Genomic DNA, 14,510 nt, shown 5'->3' with positions numbered 1-14,510 from the left:
TTTGAGCGCAGCGTTCATCTTCGTTCATGTTCCTCACGCCGTCAGGGAAGGCTAGAAGGCCTGGATGCGCGAGACCCTGACCATCTCCCACATCGGCGCCCAGGGCGACGGCGTGGCCCGCACTGCCTCAGGCCCGGTCTATGCCCCCCTGACCCTGCCCGGCGAGACGATCCAGGCGACGGTTCGCGACGGCCGGGCCGAGGCGGTCGAGGTCATGGCGCCCAGCCCGGAGCGCGTCGCTCCGGTCTCGCCCCAATATGGCGACTGCGGCGGCTGTTCGCTGCAGCACTGGGCCGCAGCGCCGTATCTGGAATGGAAACAGGATCTGGTGCGTCAGGCCCTGGCGCGCGAGGGGATCGAGAGCGAGATCGAGGCCACGGTCGCCACCCCGCCGGGCGCGCGGCGTCGGCTCGCGCTTCATGCCCGGCGCGGGCCGGACGGCGGCGTCGTTCTGGGCTTCAAGGCGCGGCGGTCCTGGCGACTGGTTTCCGTCAGCGCCTGCCCGGTGGCGGACCCCCGGATCGTGGCCGCCATCCCGGCGCTCAGGGCGGTGGCCGACGCCTTCCTGGAGCATCCGAAATCGGCCCCGACCCTGCATGCGACCTGGACCCTGGACGGGCTGGATGTCGATGTGACGGGGGTCGAACGCCGCTCGGGCGGCCTGTCGCGCGACGCCCAGATGCGTGCGATCCAGGCGGCGGGGGAGGGAGGCCTGGCGCGGCTGAGTCTTGCGGGCGAGACCCTGGTCATGGCGCGCCAGCCGCGTGTCGCCTTCGGGCCCGCCACCATTCCGCTTCCGGCCGGCGGCTTCCTGCAGGCTGTGCCCCAGGCCGAGGCGGCCATGGTCGAGCGGGCGGTCGCGGCGGTTCAGGACGCCGGTAAGATCGCGGACCTCTTCTGCGGTGCCGGGACCTTCACCTTTCCCCTGGCCCAGATCGCGCCGGTCCTGGCGGCCGACGCCTCGGCCGCTGGGATCGCCGCCCTGCGGGCGGGCATCCGGTCCGCGAAGGGACTGAAGCCGATCACGGCCGAGGCGCGCGACCTGTTCCGCCGTCCGCTCGCCCCCTATGACCTGAGGGGGTGCGACGCCATCGTGTTCGACCCGCCGCGCGCGGGGGCGGCTGAACAGACGGCCCAGATCGCCCAGACCAAGGCCGGGGTGGTGGTCGGCGTCTCCTGCAATCCGGCCACCTTCGCCCGCGATGCGCGCCTTTTGATCGACGCCGGCTTCCGGCTGGAACGGGTGACGCCGATCGACCAGTTCCTGTGGTCGGCCCACGTCGAACTGGTGGGGGTGTTTTCGCGCTGAGGCGGTCGAGGCGGTCGCCAGACTTCAGGCCTACAGACTTCAGGCTGCCGGGCGATGGTCCCGGTCGAACAGATCCCGCTGGGTACGGGCGTCATCGGGAATGCGGAATCGGCTTTCGTCCAGCAGGGGGCGGGGTCCATCCAGCCCAAACCGCTTGACCGCCGCCTTGAACCGCGTGGCGATGAGCTCGGCCACGGGGCCGGTTCCCCTCATCCGCTGGGACCAGTCCGGATCGTAATCGCGACCGCCCCGCGTCTGGCGGATCAGGGACATGACGCGGGCGGCGCGGTCGGGCCGGGCGTCGGCCAGCCACTCCCGGAACAGGTCCTTGATCTCCAGGGGCAGACGCAGGGTCACATACATGGCGCTGGTCGCCCCGGCCTTGGCGGCGGCCTCCAGCACCGCCTCCAACTCATGATCGTTCAGGCCGGGGATGACCGGGGCGAAGCCGACCCCGACCGGGCACCCAGCCTCGGCCAGGCGGCTGATGGCCTCCAGCCGTTTCGCCGGGGTCGAGGCGCGGGGCTCCATGTCGCGGGCCAGTTTGCGGTCCAGGGTGGTGATCGAGACGAAGGCCGAGCACAGACCCTCTCGCCCCATGGCGCCCAGAATGTCCGCGTCGCGCGCGATCAGGACCGACTTGGTGATGATCGAGAAGGGGTGGTTGAACCGCTGCATCACCTCCAGCACCGAACGGGTCGATTTCAACGTCCGCTCGACCGGCTGATAGGGATCGGTGTTGCCGCCTATGTGGATGCGCCGGCAGCGGTATCGGGGCCGGCACAGCTCCTGTTCCAGCAGACGCGCGGCCTCGGGCTTGAAGAAGAGCCGGCTCTCGAAATCCAGGCCCGGGGATAGGCCCATCCAGGCATGGGACGGACGGGCGTAGCAGTAGATGCAGCCATGTTCACAGCCCTTGTAGGGGTTGATGGATCGGTCGAAGCCGACGTCGGGACTGTCGTTGCGGGCGATGATCGTCCGCGCCCGTTCCGGGGTCAGGCTGGTGCGGAGCGACGCGATCGGGGCGTCATCGACGGTCCAGCCGTCGTCGAATTCCTGAGTCTGCGTCGCTTCATACCGCCCACTGGCGTTGGACCGGGCCCCGCGTCCTTTCGTCGGCTGTCTGGCCATGAGCGAACATAGCCGAACCATTCGAACAAAGCAAGAACATTTATGGCGTGAAAAGGGCCGCACCGAGACGCGACCCTCTTGTCGCCTCCAGATCAGGCGGGCGTCGAACCCGTCGGCGCCGCCGGGGCCGGCGCATCGCCCATCTGGGGGATGACCGGCTTGGGCGCCGGCGTCGGCGCGGCGGCGGGCGCGGGCTGGCGCGATCCCTGCAACACCCGGCCCTGGAAATAGGCGCCGATGTCGATGGACAGCTGTTCGGCGGTGATGTCGCCATCGACATAGGCGGTCGAGATCAGCTTCACCTGCTTGCCCGAGACGCCGCCGACGATCCGGCCGCGCACCTCGACATAGTCGGCCGAGACATTGCCTTCCACGGCGCCGGTTTCGCCGACGATCAGACGGCCGACGCGGATGTCGCCCTTGACCTGGCTGTCGACCTGCAGGTCGCCCGAGCCGGCGATATTGCCGGTGAATTGCAGGTCGGCCGACAGCATCGACAGGCCGCGCCCCGGCGTCGCGCTGGCGGGCGAGGGCGTCGGGGCCGGTGCGGCGGCCTTGGGCTGGCTCGGAGAGGGCAGGTCCGGCAGCGGCGGGATCGGGGCCGCGGCGGGGCGGGCGGGGGATTTAGTCTTGTTGAACAAGCTGGTCTCCGGCTTTCATGAAGCGGGCTGGATTCTGGGGGCGGCCATCGACCCACACCTCATAGTGCAGGTGGACGCCGGTGGAGCGGCCGGTGTTGCCCATGGCGCCAACACGTTGGCCCAGGGCCACGCGCTGGCCGGGCGTCACCGCCGTGGCGTTGAGATGGGCGAAGCGCGTCTTGAAACCGCGACCATGATCTATCTCGACAGTCTTTCCATACCCTGAACGGATCCCGACAAAAGAGACCACGCCCGGGGCGGTGGCGTGGACGGGGCTGTTCAGAGGGGCGGCGAAGTCCTGGCCCTGATGCACGGCGGGCCGGCCGTTGAAGGGGTCGAAGCGGACGCCGAAACCCGAGGTGGTCCGCGCCTGGGTCGGCCGGTCGAAGGGCAGGCCATCGGCCGCATCGGCCAGGCGACGCATGTCGGTCAGATTGTCGGCGGCGTTGCGGATGCGGACGGCGAAGGCCTCGTCGACATCCAGGATGACGGCCAGGGCCTTGGGATCGCGCGCCTCGACCAGGGGGCCGCCCAGCGGCGCCCCCTGGGGCGCATAGGCCGCGGGGTTCAGTCCGGCCAGGCGGAAGGCCAGTCGCAGCCGTTCGGCACGCGTCTGGGCGAAGGCGTCGGCGCGGGCGATCAGCCGCTCCTGGTCCATCCGGACGCCCAGGATCCGCCGGATCGGATTGCCGGTCTGGGTTCCCGTAGGGGCCGGTTGCAGGGCCTGTTCGGCCCCCGGCACGCCGTGGAACATCCCCATGACCTTGGTCAGGGCCGCATGGCGCCGCTCGACCATGGCCGCCATTTCGTCCAGCGATCCGGTGGTCGTCGACATCCGCACCACGGCGCTGTCCAGGCGGGCCTGAAGATCGGCGGTGCGGCGCTCGGATTCCGCTCGGGTGCGGCGGACGGCCTGGTCGGCCGTGCTTTCGGTGGCCAGATCGAACAGGAAGCCGCCCGAGGCGACAAGGGTCCAGCCGCCCAGCAGGACCGCGGCGGCCACGCCCAGCATCTGGCGCCCGCGGGTCAGGACATAGCCGCGCGTCTCGCCATTGGACCGCAGATAAAGATGCCGTTCCGGGAACCAGCGCTCGATTACTGAGCGTCGCCCGTTCCCCTGATCCTGATCCATACGCCACACCCCCCGGTACCCGGCTTTATCCGAGAGCCGTGACGTTTCTGCAATAGCGTTCACCCAATCTTAACCATGATTTCCCGCACGGACAGGCGCCGCGAATCTGGATAGGGGAGTTTTTCGCCCGGTGGTTGCGCGGACGAATCTGGGACTGTTCTTTCCGGTGGCGGATTACAGGGCCCTGGCGGCCTCCAGCACCTCCTGGGCATGGCCGGGAACCCGCACGTTCCGCCAGGCGCGCCGGATGGTTCCATCGGCGTCGATCAGGAAGGTGGCCCGCTCGATCCCCATGTATTTGCGGCCATAGAGCTGTTTTTCGACCCAGACGCCCCAGGCTTCAGTGACGGCGCCGTCCTCGTCGGACGCCAGGATCACCTTCAGGTCATGCTTGGCCTTGAAGCGATCATGCTTCTTCACGCTGTCGCGCGAAACGCCGATGACGGCGACGCCCAGGGCGTGGAAATCCTCGATCAGGCCCGAGAAATCCTTGCCTTCATTGGTGCAGCCGGGGGTGTCGTCCTTGGGATAGAAATAGATCACGGCCGGACCGGCCAGGTCGATATGCCCTCCGCCGTCGGTCGGGAGGGACAGGGCAGGGGGCTTGGAGCCTTCGGCGACGATCATCCGACGGGCCTCACCAGCACGATCTTCTTCTTGCCCGCCGCCAGTTTCAGCACCCCGTCCGCGTTCAGGTCGCCCTCGGAAACCAGTTGGGCGCCGTCGTTGATCGCGGCGTCGTTCAGGCGCAGGCCCCCGCCCTGGGCCAGGCGCCGGGCCTCGCCGTTGGAGGCGGTCAGGCCGGCCCTGGTCGCCAGGGCTGCGATCATGGCGCCGATGACCTCGTCGCGCGGCAGTTCGACGGTCGGCAGGTCGGCCGACAGTCGGCCCTGTTCAAAGGCGGCCTCGGACGCAGCGCGCGCCTTGGCCGCCTCATCGGCGCCGTGCAGCATGGTGGTCGCGGCGTCGGCCAGGGCTTTCTTGGCGTCATTGATTCCCGCGCCTTCCAGCGTCTCCAGAGACGCGATCTGGTCCAGCGGCAGGTCGGTGAACAGGCGCAGGAACCGGCCCACGTCGGCGTCGTCGGCGTTGCGCCAGAACTGCCAGTAATCGTAGGGCGACAGCTGTTCGGCGTTCAGCCAGACCGCGCCCTGGGCGGTCTTGCCCATCTTGCCGCCCGAGGCGGTGGTCAACAGCGGCGTGGTCAGGCCGAACGCGGTGCGCCCCTCGTTGCGCCGCACCAGATCGACGCCCGAGACGATATTGCCCCACTGGTCCGAGCCGCCCATCTGCAGGGTGACGTTGCGGCTGCGGTTCAGCTCCAGGAAATCAACCGACTGCATCAGCATGTAGTTGAATTCCAGGAAGGTCATCGGCTGTTCGCGTTCCAGCCTCAGCTTGACCGAGTCGAAGGCCAGCATCCGGTTGACCGTGAACTGGGTCCCGAACTCGCGCAGGAACTGGACATAGCCAAACTTCGACAGCCACTCGTCATTGTCGACCATGACCGCATCGGTCGGCCCATCGCCGAAGGTCAGGAATTTGGCGAAGACCGTCTGGATCGAGGTGATATTGGCCTGGATCATCTCATCGGTCAGTTGCGGGCGCGAGGCGTCCTTGCCGGTCGGATCGCCGACCTTGGTCGTGCCGCCGCCCATCAGGACGATCGGCTTGTGCCCCGCCTGCTGAAGCCGGCGCAGCATCATGATCTGGATCAGACTGCCGACATGCAGGCTGGGCGCCGTGGCGTCGAAGCCGATATAGGCGGCGATCACGCCTTTGCTGGCCGCCGCATCCAGCTCGGCCGGATGGGTGATCTGGTGGATGTAGCCCCGGTCACGGAGGGTGCGCAGGAAGTCAGATTTGAAGTCTTGATCGATCATGGCGGGAGGCGCTGGCAAGGAGACGAAGCGCGCGTGTAGCACGCGGGCCCATAGGAGCGAATGATCATGCATGCGGATCAAGGCTGGCGTCGCGGTCTGGGCCCTGTCGTTCTCGCCTGGAGTGCTCTAGGTCTGGCCTTGATGCTGGGCGGCGCCGATGTGCGACACTATGCGGTGACCGCCTGTGCCCTTGGCGTCTTCGGGGGTCTGGCCTGGATCGCGCAACGCTTGCGACGAATGCGGCTGGCGGTGGGGCTGCTGATCGCGCCCCCAATGATCGCTGCGGTGGGTATCTTCCTGGTCCTGATCCGGCTGGCGGTGGGGTTTTTCCTGTGAGTCGGCCGCCCTGCGTTGACCCGCACCGAACGGCTCGCCATCGATGAGTGATGCACGTGGATCTGAAGCCCCATCCGACAACGCCGGCTCCGCAGATCGAGGTCTCGGTCGAACTGGAACGACGCGGCAACCGCCTGTGGCTGCGCTATTTTACGGACGGTGACGTCGATGCGTTGAAATGGCCCGCACCGGCTCAGGGACGCGTCGATGGCTTGTGGAAGCACACCTGTTTCGAAGTCTTCGTGCGGACTGCCGAGGGATACCGGGAGTTCAACCTGTCCCCATCGGGCCAGTGGGCCAGCTATCGGTTCAACGGCTATCGCGACGGCATGGCTAAGGCAGCCGAGGCCGCCGACCCCGCGCTTCTGGACGGTGGTTCTGATTACGTCGGCCTGGAAACGGTGATCGACCTGCCGCCGGGCGCGCAGGCGCTGGGCCTGGCTGCTGTGATCGAGGCCCTGGACGGGCGGATTTCCTATTGGGCCCTGGCCCATGCGTCGGATAAGCCGGACTTTCATCACCCCGACTCCTTCGTGCTGGAGATCCCATGAAATTCGGCATCGACCGCCTGTTGTCCGATCCCGCGCTGCGGGCGCCGCTGCAGGGCCGGCGGGTGGCCGTGCTGGCCCATCCCGCCTCGGTGACCGCGGACCTGACGCACACCATGGACGCCCTGGCGGCCTGTCCCGACATCACCCTCAGCGCCGCCTTCGGGCCTCAGCACGGCATGAAGGGTGATCTGCAGGACAATATGATGGAAAGCTCGGATTACCGCGATCCGGTGCATGGCGTCCCGGTCTTCAGCCTGTATGGCGAGGTGCGTCGTCCGCGCGACGAATGGATGCAGACCTTCGACGTCATCCTGATCGATCTTCAGGACCTGGGCTGCCGCATCTACACCTTCGTCACGACCCTGCTTTACGTGCTGGAGGCGGCGGCCGCGCATGGGAAGGAGGTCTGGGTTCTGGACCGTCCCAACCCCGCCGGGCGGCCGGTCGAGGGCACGACGCTGAAGCCCGGCTGGGAAAGCTTCGTTGGCGCCGGGCCGATGCCGATGCGGCATGGCCTGACCCTGGGCGAGATGGGGCATTGGTTTATCCATCACTTCAAGATCGATGTGCAATATCGCGTCATCGGGATGGAAAACTACGATCCCGAGGGCGCTCCGGGATATGGCTGGCCGCTGGGTCAGAGGGCGTGGATCAACCCCAGCCCCAATGCACCGAACCTGTCGATGGCCCGCGCCTACGCCGGCACGGTGATGATCGAGGGGGCGACCCTGTCCGAGGGGCGGGGCACGACCCGGCCGCTGGAGCTGTTTGGGGCGCCCGATATCGACGCGCGGGCGGTGATCGCCGAGATGCGCCGCATCGCGCCGGGCTGGCTGGACGGCTGCGTGTTGCGGGACATGTGGTTCGAGCCGACCTTCCACAAACATGTCGGCAAACTGTGTTCGGGGGTCCAGATCCACTGCGAGGACCCCGTCTATGACCACCACGCCTTTCGGCCATGGCGGGTGCAGGCGGCGGGGTTCAAGGCGATCCGCAACCTCTATCCCGACTACGATCTGTGGCGGGATTTCCCGTACGAATACGCCTTCGGCAAACTGCCGATCGACACCATCAACGGCGGCACGGCGCTGCGCGAATGGGTGGATGATCGCGACGCCCATGCGGGCGACCTGGATCATATGGCGTCGGCGGACGAGAGCGACTGGATCGAAGAGCGAAGGCCGTTCCTGATATATTGAATGTGATCAGCGGTTTCCGGGCGTATCCGGATGCACCAACCCCATCAGGCATGCCAGCTTATTTCGCATAATATATCTTAGGCGATAAATGTGGCTGCTCAGCCTGAAGTCCTCTGGTTGCGTCCCCGGCGTCCCCTCAGCCCTCCTTGGCGAAGCGTGCGAAGCCTTCGATGAATTCCCGCAGTCGCTCGCGCGTCGCCGCGTCCGTCAGCCGGCCCTCGTCGTCGAACAGACTACCCGCCCGCGACACCAGCAGCTTCTGTTCGAACCACGGGCGCGTTCCTAGCGTCCTCAGCACCGGCAGCCAGGCGCTCTGGGACAGGATCGTGCCGAATCCGCCGGGTGACGCACCCAACAGGGCCACCGGCTTTCCGCCGAACACCCGGCCTATGTCGCCCGCCGGCCGCGACATCCAGTCGATGGCGTTCTTGAACACGCCCGGCACGCCATTGTTGTATTCCGGCGTCGCCAGGATCAGCCCGTCCGCCTGGGCCACCGCGTCCTTGAGCACCCGCACGGCCTCGGGCAGCCCGCCTTCCGATTCGTCATCGGCGTTATACAGCGGCGTCCCGTGCAGGGTCCGCACGTCCAGTTCCACATCCTCCGGCGCGACTTCATGCATCGCATGAAGAAGGCCCAGGTTGAACGACTTCGCCCTCAGGCTGCCCGCGATGCCGACGATCCGCATGACCTAGATGTGGATTACGCGGCCATAGGCGTCCAGCGCCGCCTCGTGCATGGCCTCGGACATGGTCGGGTGCGGATAGACGGTGCCCATCACGTCCTCCTCGGTCGCCTCCATGGTGATGGCGGTGACATAGCCCTGGATCATCTCGGTGACCTCGGCGCCGATCATGTGGGCGCCGACCAGGGCGCCGGTCTTGTCGTCGAACAGCACCTTGACGAAGCCGTCGGTGTCGCCCGACGCAATGGCCTTGCCGTTCACCTTGAACGGGAAGCGGCCGATCTTGACCGCCCGGCCCACTTCCTTGGCCCCCTGCTCGGTCAGGCCGACCGAGGCGACCTGAGGCTGAGCATAGGTGCAGCCGGCGATGGGCGACACGACGTGCGGCGTCGCAAATCCGGCGATGTGTTCGGCGGCGTGGATGCCTTCATGCGACGCCTTGTGCGCCAGCCAGGGCGCGCCGGCGCAGTCGCCGATGGCGTAAAGGCCCTTTACATTGGTCTGGCAATGGCCGTCGGTCTTGATGTGGCCGCGGTCCAGTTCGACGCCCAGCGCCTCCAGGCCGATGCCATCGGTGTTGGCCGTGATGCCCACGGCCGAGATGCAGACCTCGGCGGTCAGGGTTTCGGCCTTGCCGCCGGCCTCGATGGCCACGGTGACGCCCGACTTGTCCTTGGCGACCTTGGTCACCTTGGCGCCGACGCGGAATTTCATCCCGCGCTTCTCGAAGGATTTCTGGGCCGCCTTGGACACCTCGATATCCTCGACCGGCATGATGCGGTCCAGGGCCTCGACCACCGTCACCTCGCAGCCCAGGGCGCGATAGAAGCTGCCGAACTCGATGCCGATGGCGCCCGAGCCGATGACCACGATCGACTTGGGCAGGAATTTCGGCGTCATGGCCTCGCGATAGGCCCAGATGCGGTCGCCGTCGGCTTCCAGCCCGATCTGCGGCAGGGCGCGGGCGCGGGCGCCGACCGCCAGCATGACCGACCTGGCCTGGACCGTGCGCGATCCGCCGTCCTTCAGGGCGATGACGACCTTGGGGGCCCCCTGCCCCTTCTCCAGTTTCGCCGTCCCCTCGATGACCTCGATCTTGTTCTTCTTCATCAGGAAGCCGACGCCGCTGTTCAGCTGTTTGGCCACCCCGCGCGAGCGCTGGATGATGGCGTCGAAGTCGAAGCCGACCTTTTCCGCCGACAGGCCGTAGTCCTTCAGATGGCTCAGGCTCTCGTATTTCTCGCCCGATTTCAGCAAGGCCTTGGTCGGGATACAGCCCCAGTTCAGGCAGATGCCGCCCAGGTTCTCGCGTTCGACGATGGCCGTCTTCAGGCCCAGCTGGCTGGCGCGGATGGCGGCGACATATCCGCCGGGGCCCGAGCCGATGACGATGAGGTCGAAATCCATCTGTTGATCCTCAGGCCAGCATCGTCACGGGATCTTCGATCATGGCCTTGAACGCCTGCAGGAACCGCGCCCCCACGGCGCCATCGACCACGCGGTGGTCGCAGGTCAGGGTGACGGTCATCACCGTGGCCACGGCCAGTTGCCCGTTCTTGACCACCGGACGCTGTTCGCCGGCGCCCACGCTCATGATCGCGCCCTGCGGTTCGTTGATGATCGAGGCGAAGGCCTTGATGCCGAACATGCCCAGGTTCGAGACGCTGAAGGTGCCGCCCTGGAACTCCTCGGGCTTCAGCTTGCGGTCGCGGGCGCGCTTGGCCAGGTCTTTCGACTCCGTCGCGATCTGCGACAGGGACTTCAGCTCGGCCTGGCGGATGATCGGGGTGATCAGGCCGCCGGAGCCCCCATCTTGTCCTGGGATCGCCACCGCCATGGCCACATCGGCGTGGTGGTGCATGGCGATGCCTTCGGGCGTGTAGCTGGCGTTCGCCTCCGGCACGGCCTTCAGGGCCATGGCGCTGGCCTTGATGACGAAGTCGTTGACCGAGACCTTGACGCCCGAGGCTTCCAGCATCGCATTGACCTTGGCCCGGCTGGCCAGCAGGCCGTCGATCTCGCAGTCGATGGTCAGGGGGAAGTGCGGCACGTCGCGGAAGCTGTCGGTCAGACGCCGCGCGATGGCCTTTCGCATGCCATCCAGCGGGACCAGGTCGTAGCTGCCGGCCGGGATGCCCTGCTGTTCCAGCGACATCACCTTGCGCGGTTCGGCGGCGGCGGCCGAAGCCGTGGCCGGGGCAGCGCCGCCCTTCAGCCCTTCGACATCGCGGCGCACGATGCGGCCGTGCGGGCCGGTGCCCTTGACGGATTTCAGGTCCACGCCGTTCTGGGCGGCGATGCGCCGGGCCAGGGGCGAGGCGAAAATCCTTGTCTCCTCCCCACCCTGTGGGGAGGGGGACCGCGAAGCGGTGGAGGGGGTCTGAGCGGCGGGCGTGGTCGCGGATTGGGGCGACGGCGAGGTGGCAAGAACCCCTCCACCGCCTTCGGCGGTCCCCCTCCCCGTTTCACGGGGAGGAGACGACGCGTCGGGTTTCGGCGCCGGGGCGGCCGTGCCGCCCTCACCCTTCAGCCGGGCGATGGGGGTGTTGACCTTCACCCCCTCGGAGCCTTCGGCCACCAGGATTTCGGCGATCTCGCCCTCATCCACGGCCTCGACCTCCATGGTCGCCTTGTCAGTCTCGATCTCTGCGATGACGTCACCGGCCTTGACCACATCGCCGGCCTTGACGTGCCATTTGGACAGGACGCCCTCCTCCATGGTCGGAGACAGGGCGGGCATCAGGATGTCGGTCATGCCATCACCGCCTTGACCGCCTTCACGATCTTGTCGGCGCCCGGCAGCGACAGGGCCTCCAGATTGGCGGCATAGGGCAGAGGCACGTCTTCCTGATGCACCCGCAGCGGCGGCGCATCCAGATAGTCGAAGGCGTGTTCGATCACCCGGGCCACGACCTCGGCGCCCACGCCCATGGAACCCCAACCTTCCTCGGCCGAGACCAGGCGGCTAGTCTTCTTGACGCTTTCGATGACGGTGTCCGTATCCAGCGGCCGCAGGGTGCGCAGGTCCACGACCTCGCAGCTGATCCCTTCGGCTTCCAGCTGTTCGGCGGCCTGCAAGGCGAAACCGACCATGCGGCTGTGGGCCGTGATCGTCACATCGGTCCCCTCGCGCCGGACCTTGGCCTTGCCGATCGGCAGGACCCAGTCCTCGACGTCCGGAACGTCGAATTCCAGCCCGTACATCATCTCGTGTTCCAGGAAGACGACGGGGTTGGGATCGCGGATCGCCGCCTTCAACAGACCCTTGGCGTCGGCCGCGTCATAGGGGGCGATGACCTTCAGGCCCGGGATCTGGGCGTACCAGGCGGAATAGTCCTGGGAATGCTGGGCCGCCACGCGGCTGGCGGCGCCATTGGGGCCTCGGAAGACGATGGGCGCGCGGATCTGGCCGCCCGACATATACAGGGTCTTGGCCGCCGAGTTGATGATGTGGTCGATGGCCTGCATGCCGAAGTTCCAGGTCATGAACTCAACGATCGGCTTCAGCCCGCTCATGGCCGCGCCGACGCCCAGGCCGGCGAAGCCGTGCTCGGTGATCGGGGTGTCGACCACCCGCTTCGGCCCGAACTCCTGCAGCAGTTCGCGCGACACCTTATAGGCGCCCTGATACTGGGCCACTTCCTCGCCCATCAGGAAGACGGCCTCGTCGCGGCGCATCTCCTCGGCCATGGCGTCGCGCAGGGCGTCGCGGATGGTGGTCTTCACCAGCTTGGCGTCGGCGGGGATGTCGGGATCGCGCAACTCGACCTTGGGGCCGCTGGCGGTGGCGTCCTTCTTCTCGGGCTCGCCGCCCTGGTCAGTGGTCGTCTGATCCTCGGCCTTGGGCGTCTCGGTCTTGGGCGCAGACGTGGGAGCGGGCGCCGCGGCGCCGCCCTCCCCCGCCATCCGGGCGATGGGGGTGTTGACCTTCACGCCCTCGGAGCCCTCGGCCACCAGGATCTCGGCGATCTCGCCCTCATCCACGGCCTCGACCTCCATGGTCGCCTTGTCGGTCTCGATCTCGGCGATGACGTCGCCGGCCTTGACCGTGTCGCCCGCCTTGACGTGCCATTTCGACAGCGTGCCCTCTTCCATGGTGGGGGACAGCGCCGGCATCAGGATGTCGGTCACTGGGCGGCCTCCACATAGACGTCGGTATAGAGCTCGGACGGATCGGGCTCGGGGCTTTCCTGGGCGAACTGGACGGCCTCTGCGACGATGGCCTTGATCTCGCTGTCGATCGATTTCAGGTCGTCCTCGGTCGCCCCGGCCTGATCCAGCAGCCCCTTGATATGCTCGATCGGATCGCGGGTCTTCTTGACCTCGTCGACCTCTTCCTTGGTGCGGTATTTGGCCGGATCGCTCATGGAATGGCCACGATAGCGATAGGTCTTCACCTCCAGGATGAAGGGTCCGCCGCCTTCGCGGGCGCGCTTCACCGCGCGGGCCGCCGCGTCGCGCACGGCCAGGACGTCCATCCCGTCCACCTGTTCGCCCGGAATGCCGAAGCTGGCGCCGCGCTGGAACAGTTCGGTCGTGGCCGAGGACCGTTCGATCGAGGTGCCCATGGCGTACTGGTTGTTCTCGATGATGTAGATGGCCGGCAGCTTCCACAGCTGGGCCATGTTGAAGCTCTCGTACACCTGGCCCTGGTTGGCCGCGCCGTCGCCGAAATAGACGAACGACACGCTGTCATCGCCGCGATACCAGCCGGCGAAGGCCAGGCCGGTGCCCAGCGCCACCTGCGCGCCGACGATGCCGTGACCGCCATAGAAGCCGGTCGGCACGTCGAACATGTGCATCGAGCCGCCCTTGCCCTTGGACGAGCCGCCGATGCGGCCGGTCAGCTCGGCCATCACCTCCTTGGGGTCCATGCCCGCGCACAGCATGTGGCCGTGGTCGCGATAGCCGGTGATGATCTTGTCATGGCCCTGTTTGACGCTCTCCTGAACGCCCACGGCCACGGCTTCCTGGCCGATATACAGGTGGCAGAAGCCGCCGATCAGCCCCATGCCGTACAGCTGGCCCGCCCGCTCCTCGAACCGGCGGATCAGCACCATCTCGCGGTAATAGCGCAGCAGGTCTTCCTTCGACGCCTGGGGGGCGTTCGGAATGGTCTTGGGCTTCGTCTTGTCGGAGGGGGCTTTCGCCATCCGCCATCTCCCGTCTGGGCCCGGCGGAAAACGCTCTGGGGCCTTCTCTGTCGTTACGGAAAGGGGCTTTAGCAGCCTTCGTTCCCGAAAGGCAAAGTCACCCTCACGGCATGTAACGAAAGTTCAGGACCGGGTCGTCGAAACCGCCTGATGCGTCGGCGCGGAAACGCGGATCACATAGTCGCGAGGGTCGGCGAACCCCAGCACGGCGCGGGCGCGTTCCTCCAGCAGATCGCGCGACAGGCTTTCGCTGCGCAGATAGCGGACCCGCACCTCCAGATCGCGCCGCTGTTCGGTCAGGGCGTCCAGCTGGGCCTCGCGCCGATCCAGCAGGGCGTCCCGTTCGGCGGCGCCCAGCAGGCCCCGCTCGCCGGTCAGGGCCTGCACCCCAAGGTACAGGACGGCCGCCAGCAGACACAGGGTGGGCAGATACGGCTTCATACGTTCGGGCACTTCGGACGCTCCTTCTGAGCGCGCAAACACGATTGAG

General features: G+C 67.2%; 15 protein-coding genes. 4 read left to right on the top strand and 11 right to left on the bottom strand.

The genetic code is table 11. The features are described 5' to 3' along the window. The first annotated feature begins 64 nt into the window (after positions 1-64). Positions 65-1,309, top strand: a complete 1,245-nt coding sequence (locus KF910_RS02905; RefSeq protein WP_292258712.1) for a class I SAM-dependent RNA methyltransferase — start codon at positions 65-67, stop codon at positions 1,307-1,309. A gap of 39 nt (positions 1,310-1,348) precedes the next feature. Here the strand turns inward: KF910_RS02905 and KF910_RS02900 are convergent, their stop codons facing one another. The 5 genes from KF910_RS02900 to tyrS all read right to left on the bottom strand — a co-directional run bounded on the left by KF910_RS02900 (position 1,349) and on the right by tyrS (position 6,096). Then, positions 1,349-2,440 (bottom strand): PA0069 family radical SAM protein, encoded by a 1,092-nt coding sequence (locus tag KF910_RS02900; protein ID WP_292258711.1) that lies wholly within the window; start codon positions 2,438-2,440, stop codon positions 1,349-1,351. A 92-nt stretch (positions 2,441-2,532) separates the two neighbouring features. Beyond that, complete coding sequence (locus tag KF910_RS02895) at positions 2,533-3,081, bottom strand: bactofilin family protein (protein ID WP_292258710.1); 549 nt, start codon at positions 3,079-3,081, stop codon at positions 2,533-2,535. Continuing rightward, entirely contained in the window at positions 3,065-4,213 is a 1,149-nt protein-coding gene (locus KF910_RS02890; protein ID WP_292258709.1) for a peptidoglycan DD-metalloendopeptidase family protein, read from the bottom strand. Before KF910_RS02890 ends, KF910_RS02895 begins: the two co-directional genes overlap by 17 nt. A gap of 174 nt (positions 4,214-4,387) precedes the next feature. Continuing rightward, a complete protein-coding gene (locus KF910_RS02885) occupies positions 4,388-4,840 on the bottom strand; it encodes a peroxiredoxin (protein WP_292258708.1) in 453 nt (150 codons plus the stop codon). Continuing rightward, positions 4,837-6,096 (bottom strand): tyrosine--tRNA ligase, encoded by a 1,260-nt coding sequence (gene tyrS / locus KF910_RS02880; protein ID WP_292258707.1) that lies wholly within the window; start codon positions 6,094-6,096, stop codon positions 4,837-4,839. Before tyrS ends, KF910_RS02885 begins: the two co-directional genes overlap by 4 nt. 60 nt (positions 6,097-6,156) lie before the next feature. Here tyrS and KF910_RS02875 point away from each other — a divergent pair, with 60 nt between their 5' ends. The 3 genes from KF910_RS02875 to KF910_RS02865 are packed head-to-tail and all read left to right on the top strand — an operon-like array spanning position 6,157 to position 8,182. Next, positions 6,157-6,432 (top strand): hypothetical protein, encoded by a 276-nt coding sequence (locus KF910_RS02875; protein WP_292258706.1) that lies wholly within the window; start codon positions 6,157-6,159, stop codon positions 6,430-6,432. Between the two features lie 50 nt (positions 6,433-6,482). Further along, positions 6,483-6,983: a DOMON-like domain-containing protein gene (locus KF910_RS02870; protein ID WP_292258705.1), complete on the top strand. Its 501-nt coding sequence runs from the start codon at positions 6,483-6,485 to the stop codon at positions 6,981-6,983. Continuing rightward, positions 6,980-8,182: a DUF1343 domain-containing protein gene (locus KF910_RS02865; RefSeq protein WP_292258704.1), complete on the top strand. Its 1,203-nt coding sequence runs from the start codon at positions 6,980-6,982 to the stop codon at positions 8,180-8,182. Before KF910_RS02870 ends, KF910_RS02865 begins: the two co-directional genes overlap by 4 nt. 136 nt (positions 8,183-8,318) lie before the next feature. Here KF910_RS02865 and KF910_RS02860 read toward each other — a convergent pair whose 3' ends face one another. The 6 genes from KF910_RS02860 to KF910_RS02835 form a co-directional block, all read right to left on the bottom strand. Then, positions 8,319-8,870 carry an NADPH-dependent FMN reductase gene (locus tag KF910_RS02860; protein WP_292258703.1) on the bottom strand — a complete coding sequence of 184 codons (552 nt, stop codon included), beginning with the start codon at positions 8,868-8,870 and terminating at the stop codon, positions 8,319-8,321. 3 nt (positions 8,871-8,873) lie between these two features. Further along, positions 8,874-10,274: a dihydrolipoyl dehydrogenase gene (gene lpdA / locus KF910_RS02855; RefSeq protein ID WP_292258702.1), complete on the bottom strand. Its 1,401-nt coding sequence runs from the start codon at positions 10,272-10,274 to the stop codon at positions 8,874-8,876. A gap of 10 nt (positions 10,275-10,284) precedes the next feature. After that, positions 10,285-11,622, bottom strand: coding sequence for a pyruvate dehydrogenase complex dihydrolipoamide acetyltransferase (locus KF910_RS02850; protein ID WP_292258701.1), 1,338 nt, complete (start codon positions 11,620-11,622; stop codon positions 10,285-10,287). Beyond that, complete coding sequence (locus KF910_RS02845) at positions 11,619-12,998, bottom strand: pyruvate dehydrogenase complex E1 component subunit beta (protein WP_292258700.1); 1,380 nt, start codon at positions 12,996-12,998, stop codon at positions 11,619-11,621. Before KF910_RS02845 ends, KF910_RS02850 begins: the two co-directional genes overlap by 4 nt. After that, a complete protein-coding gene (gene pdhA, locus KF910_RS02840) occupies positions 12,995-14,020 on the bottom strand; it encodes a pyruvate dehydrogenase (acetyl-transferring) E1 component subunit alpha (RefSeq protein WP_292258699.1) in 1,026 nt (341 codons plus the stop codon). Before pdhA ends, KF910_RS02845 begins: the two co-directional genes overlap by 4 nt. A 123-nt stretch (positions 14,021-14,143) precedes the next feature. Further along, a complete protein-coding gene (locus KF910_RS02835; RefSeq protein ID WP_416354678.1) occupies positions 14,144-14,461 on the bottom strand; it encodes an FtsB family cell division protein in 318 nt (105 codons plus the stop codon). Positions 14,462-14,510 lie beyond the last annotated feature (49 nt).

This window comes from Brevundimonas sp. (assembly GCF_019636155.1).
Taxonomy (GTDB): Bacteria; Pseudomonadota; Alphaproteobacteria; order Caulobacterales; family Caulobacteraceae; genus Brevundimonas.
Note: the sequence above shows the minus strand (reverse complement) of the source record. Positions and strands in the feature narration are given on the sequence as shown.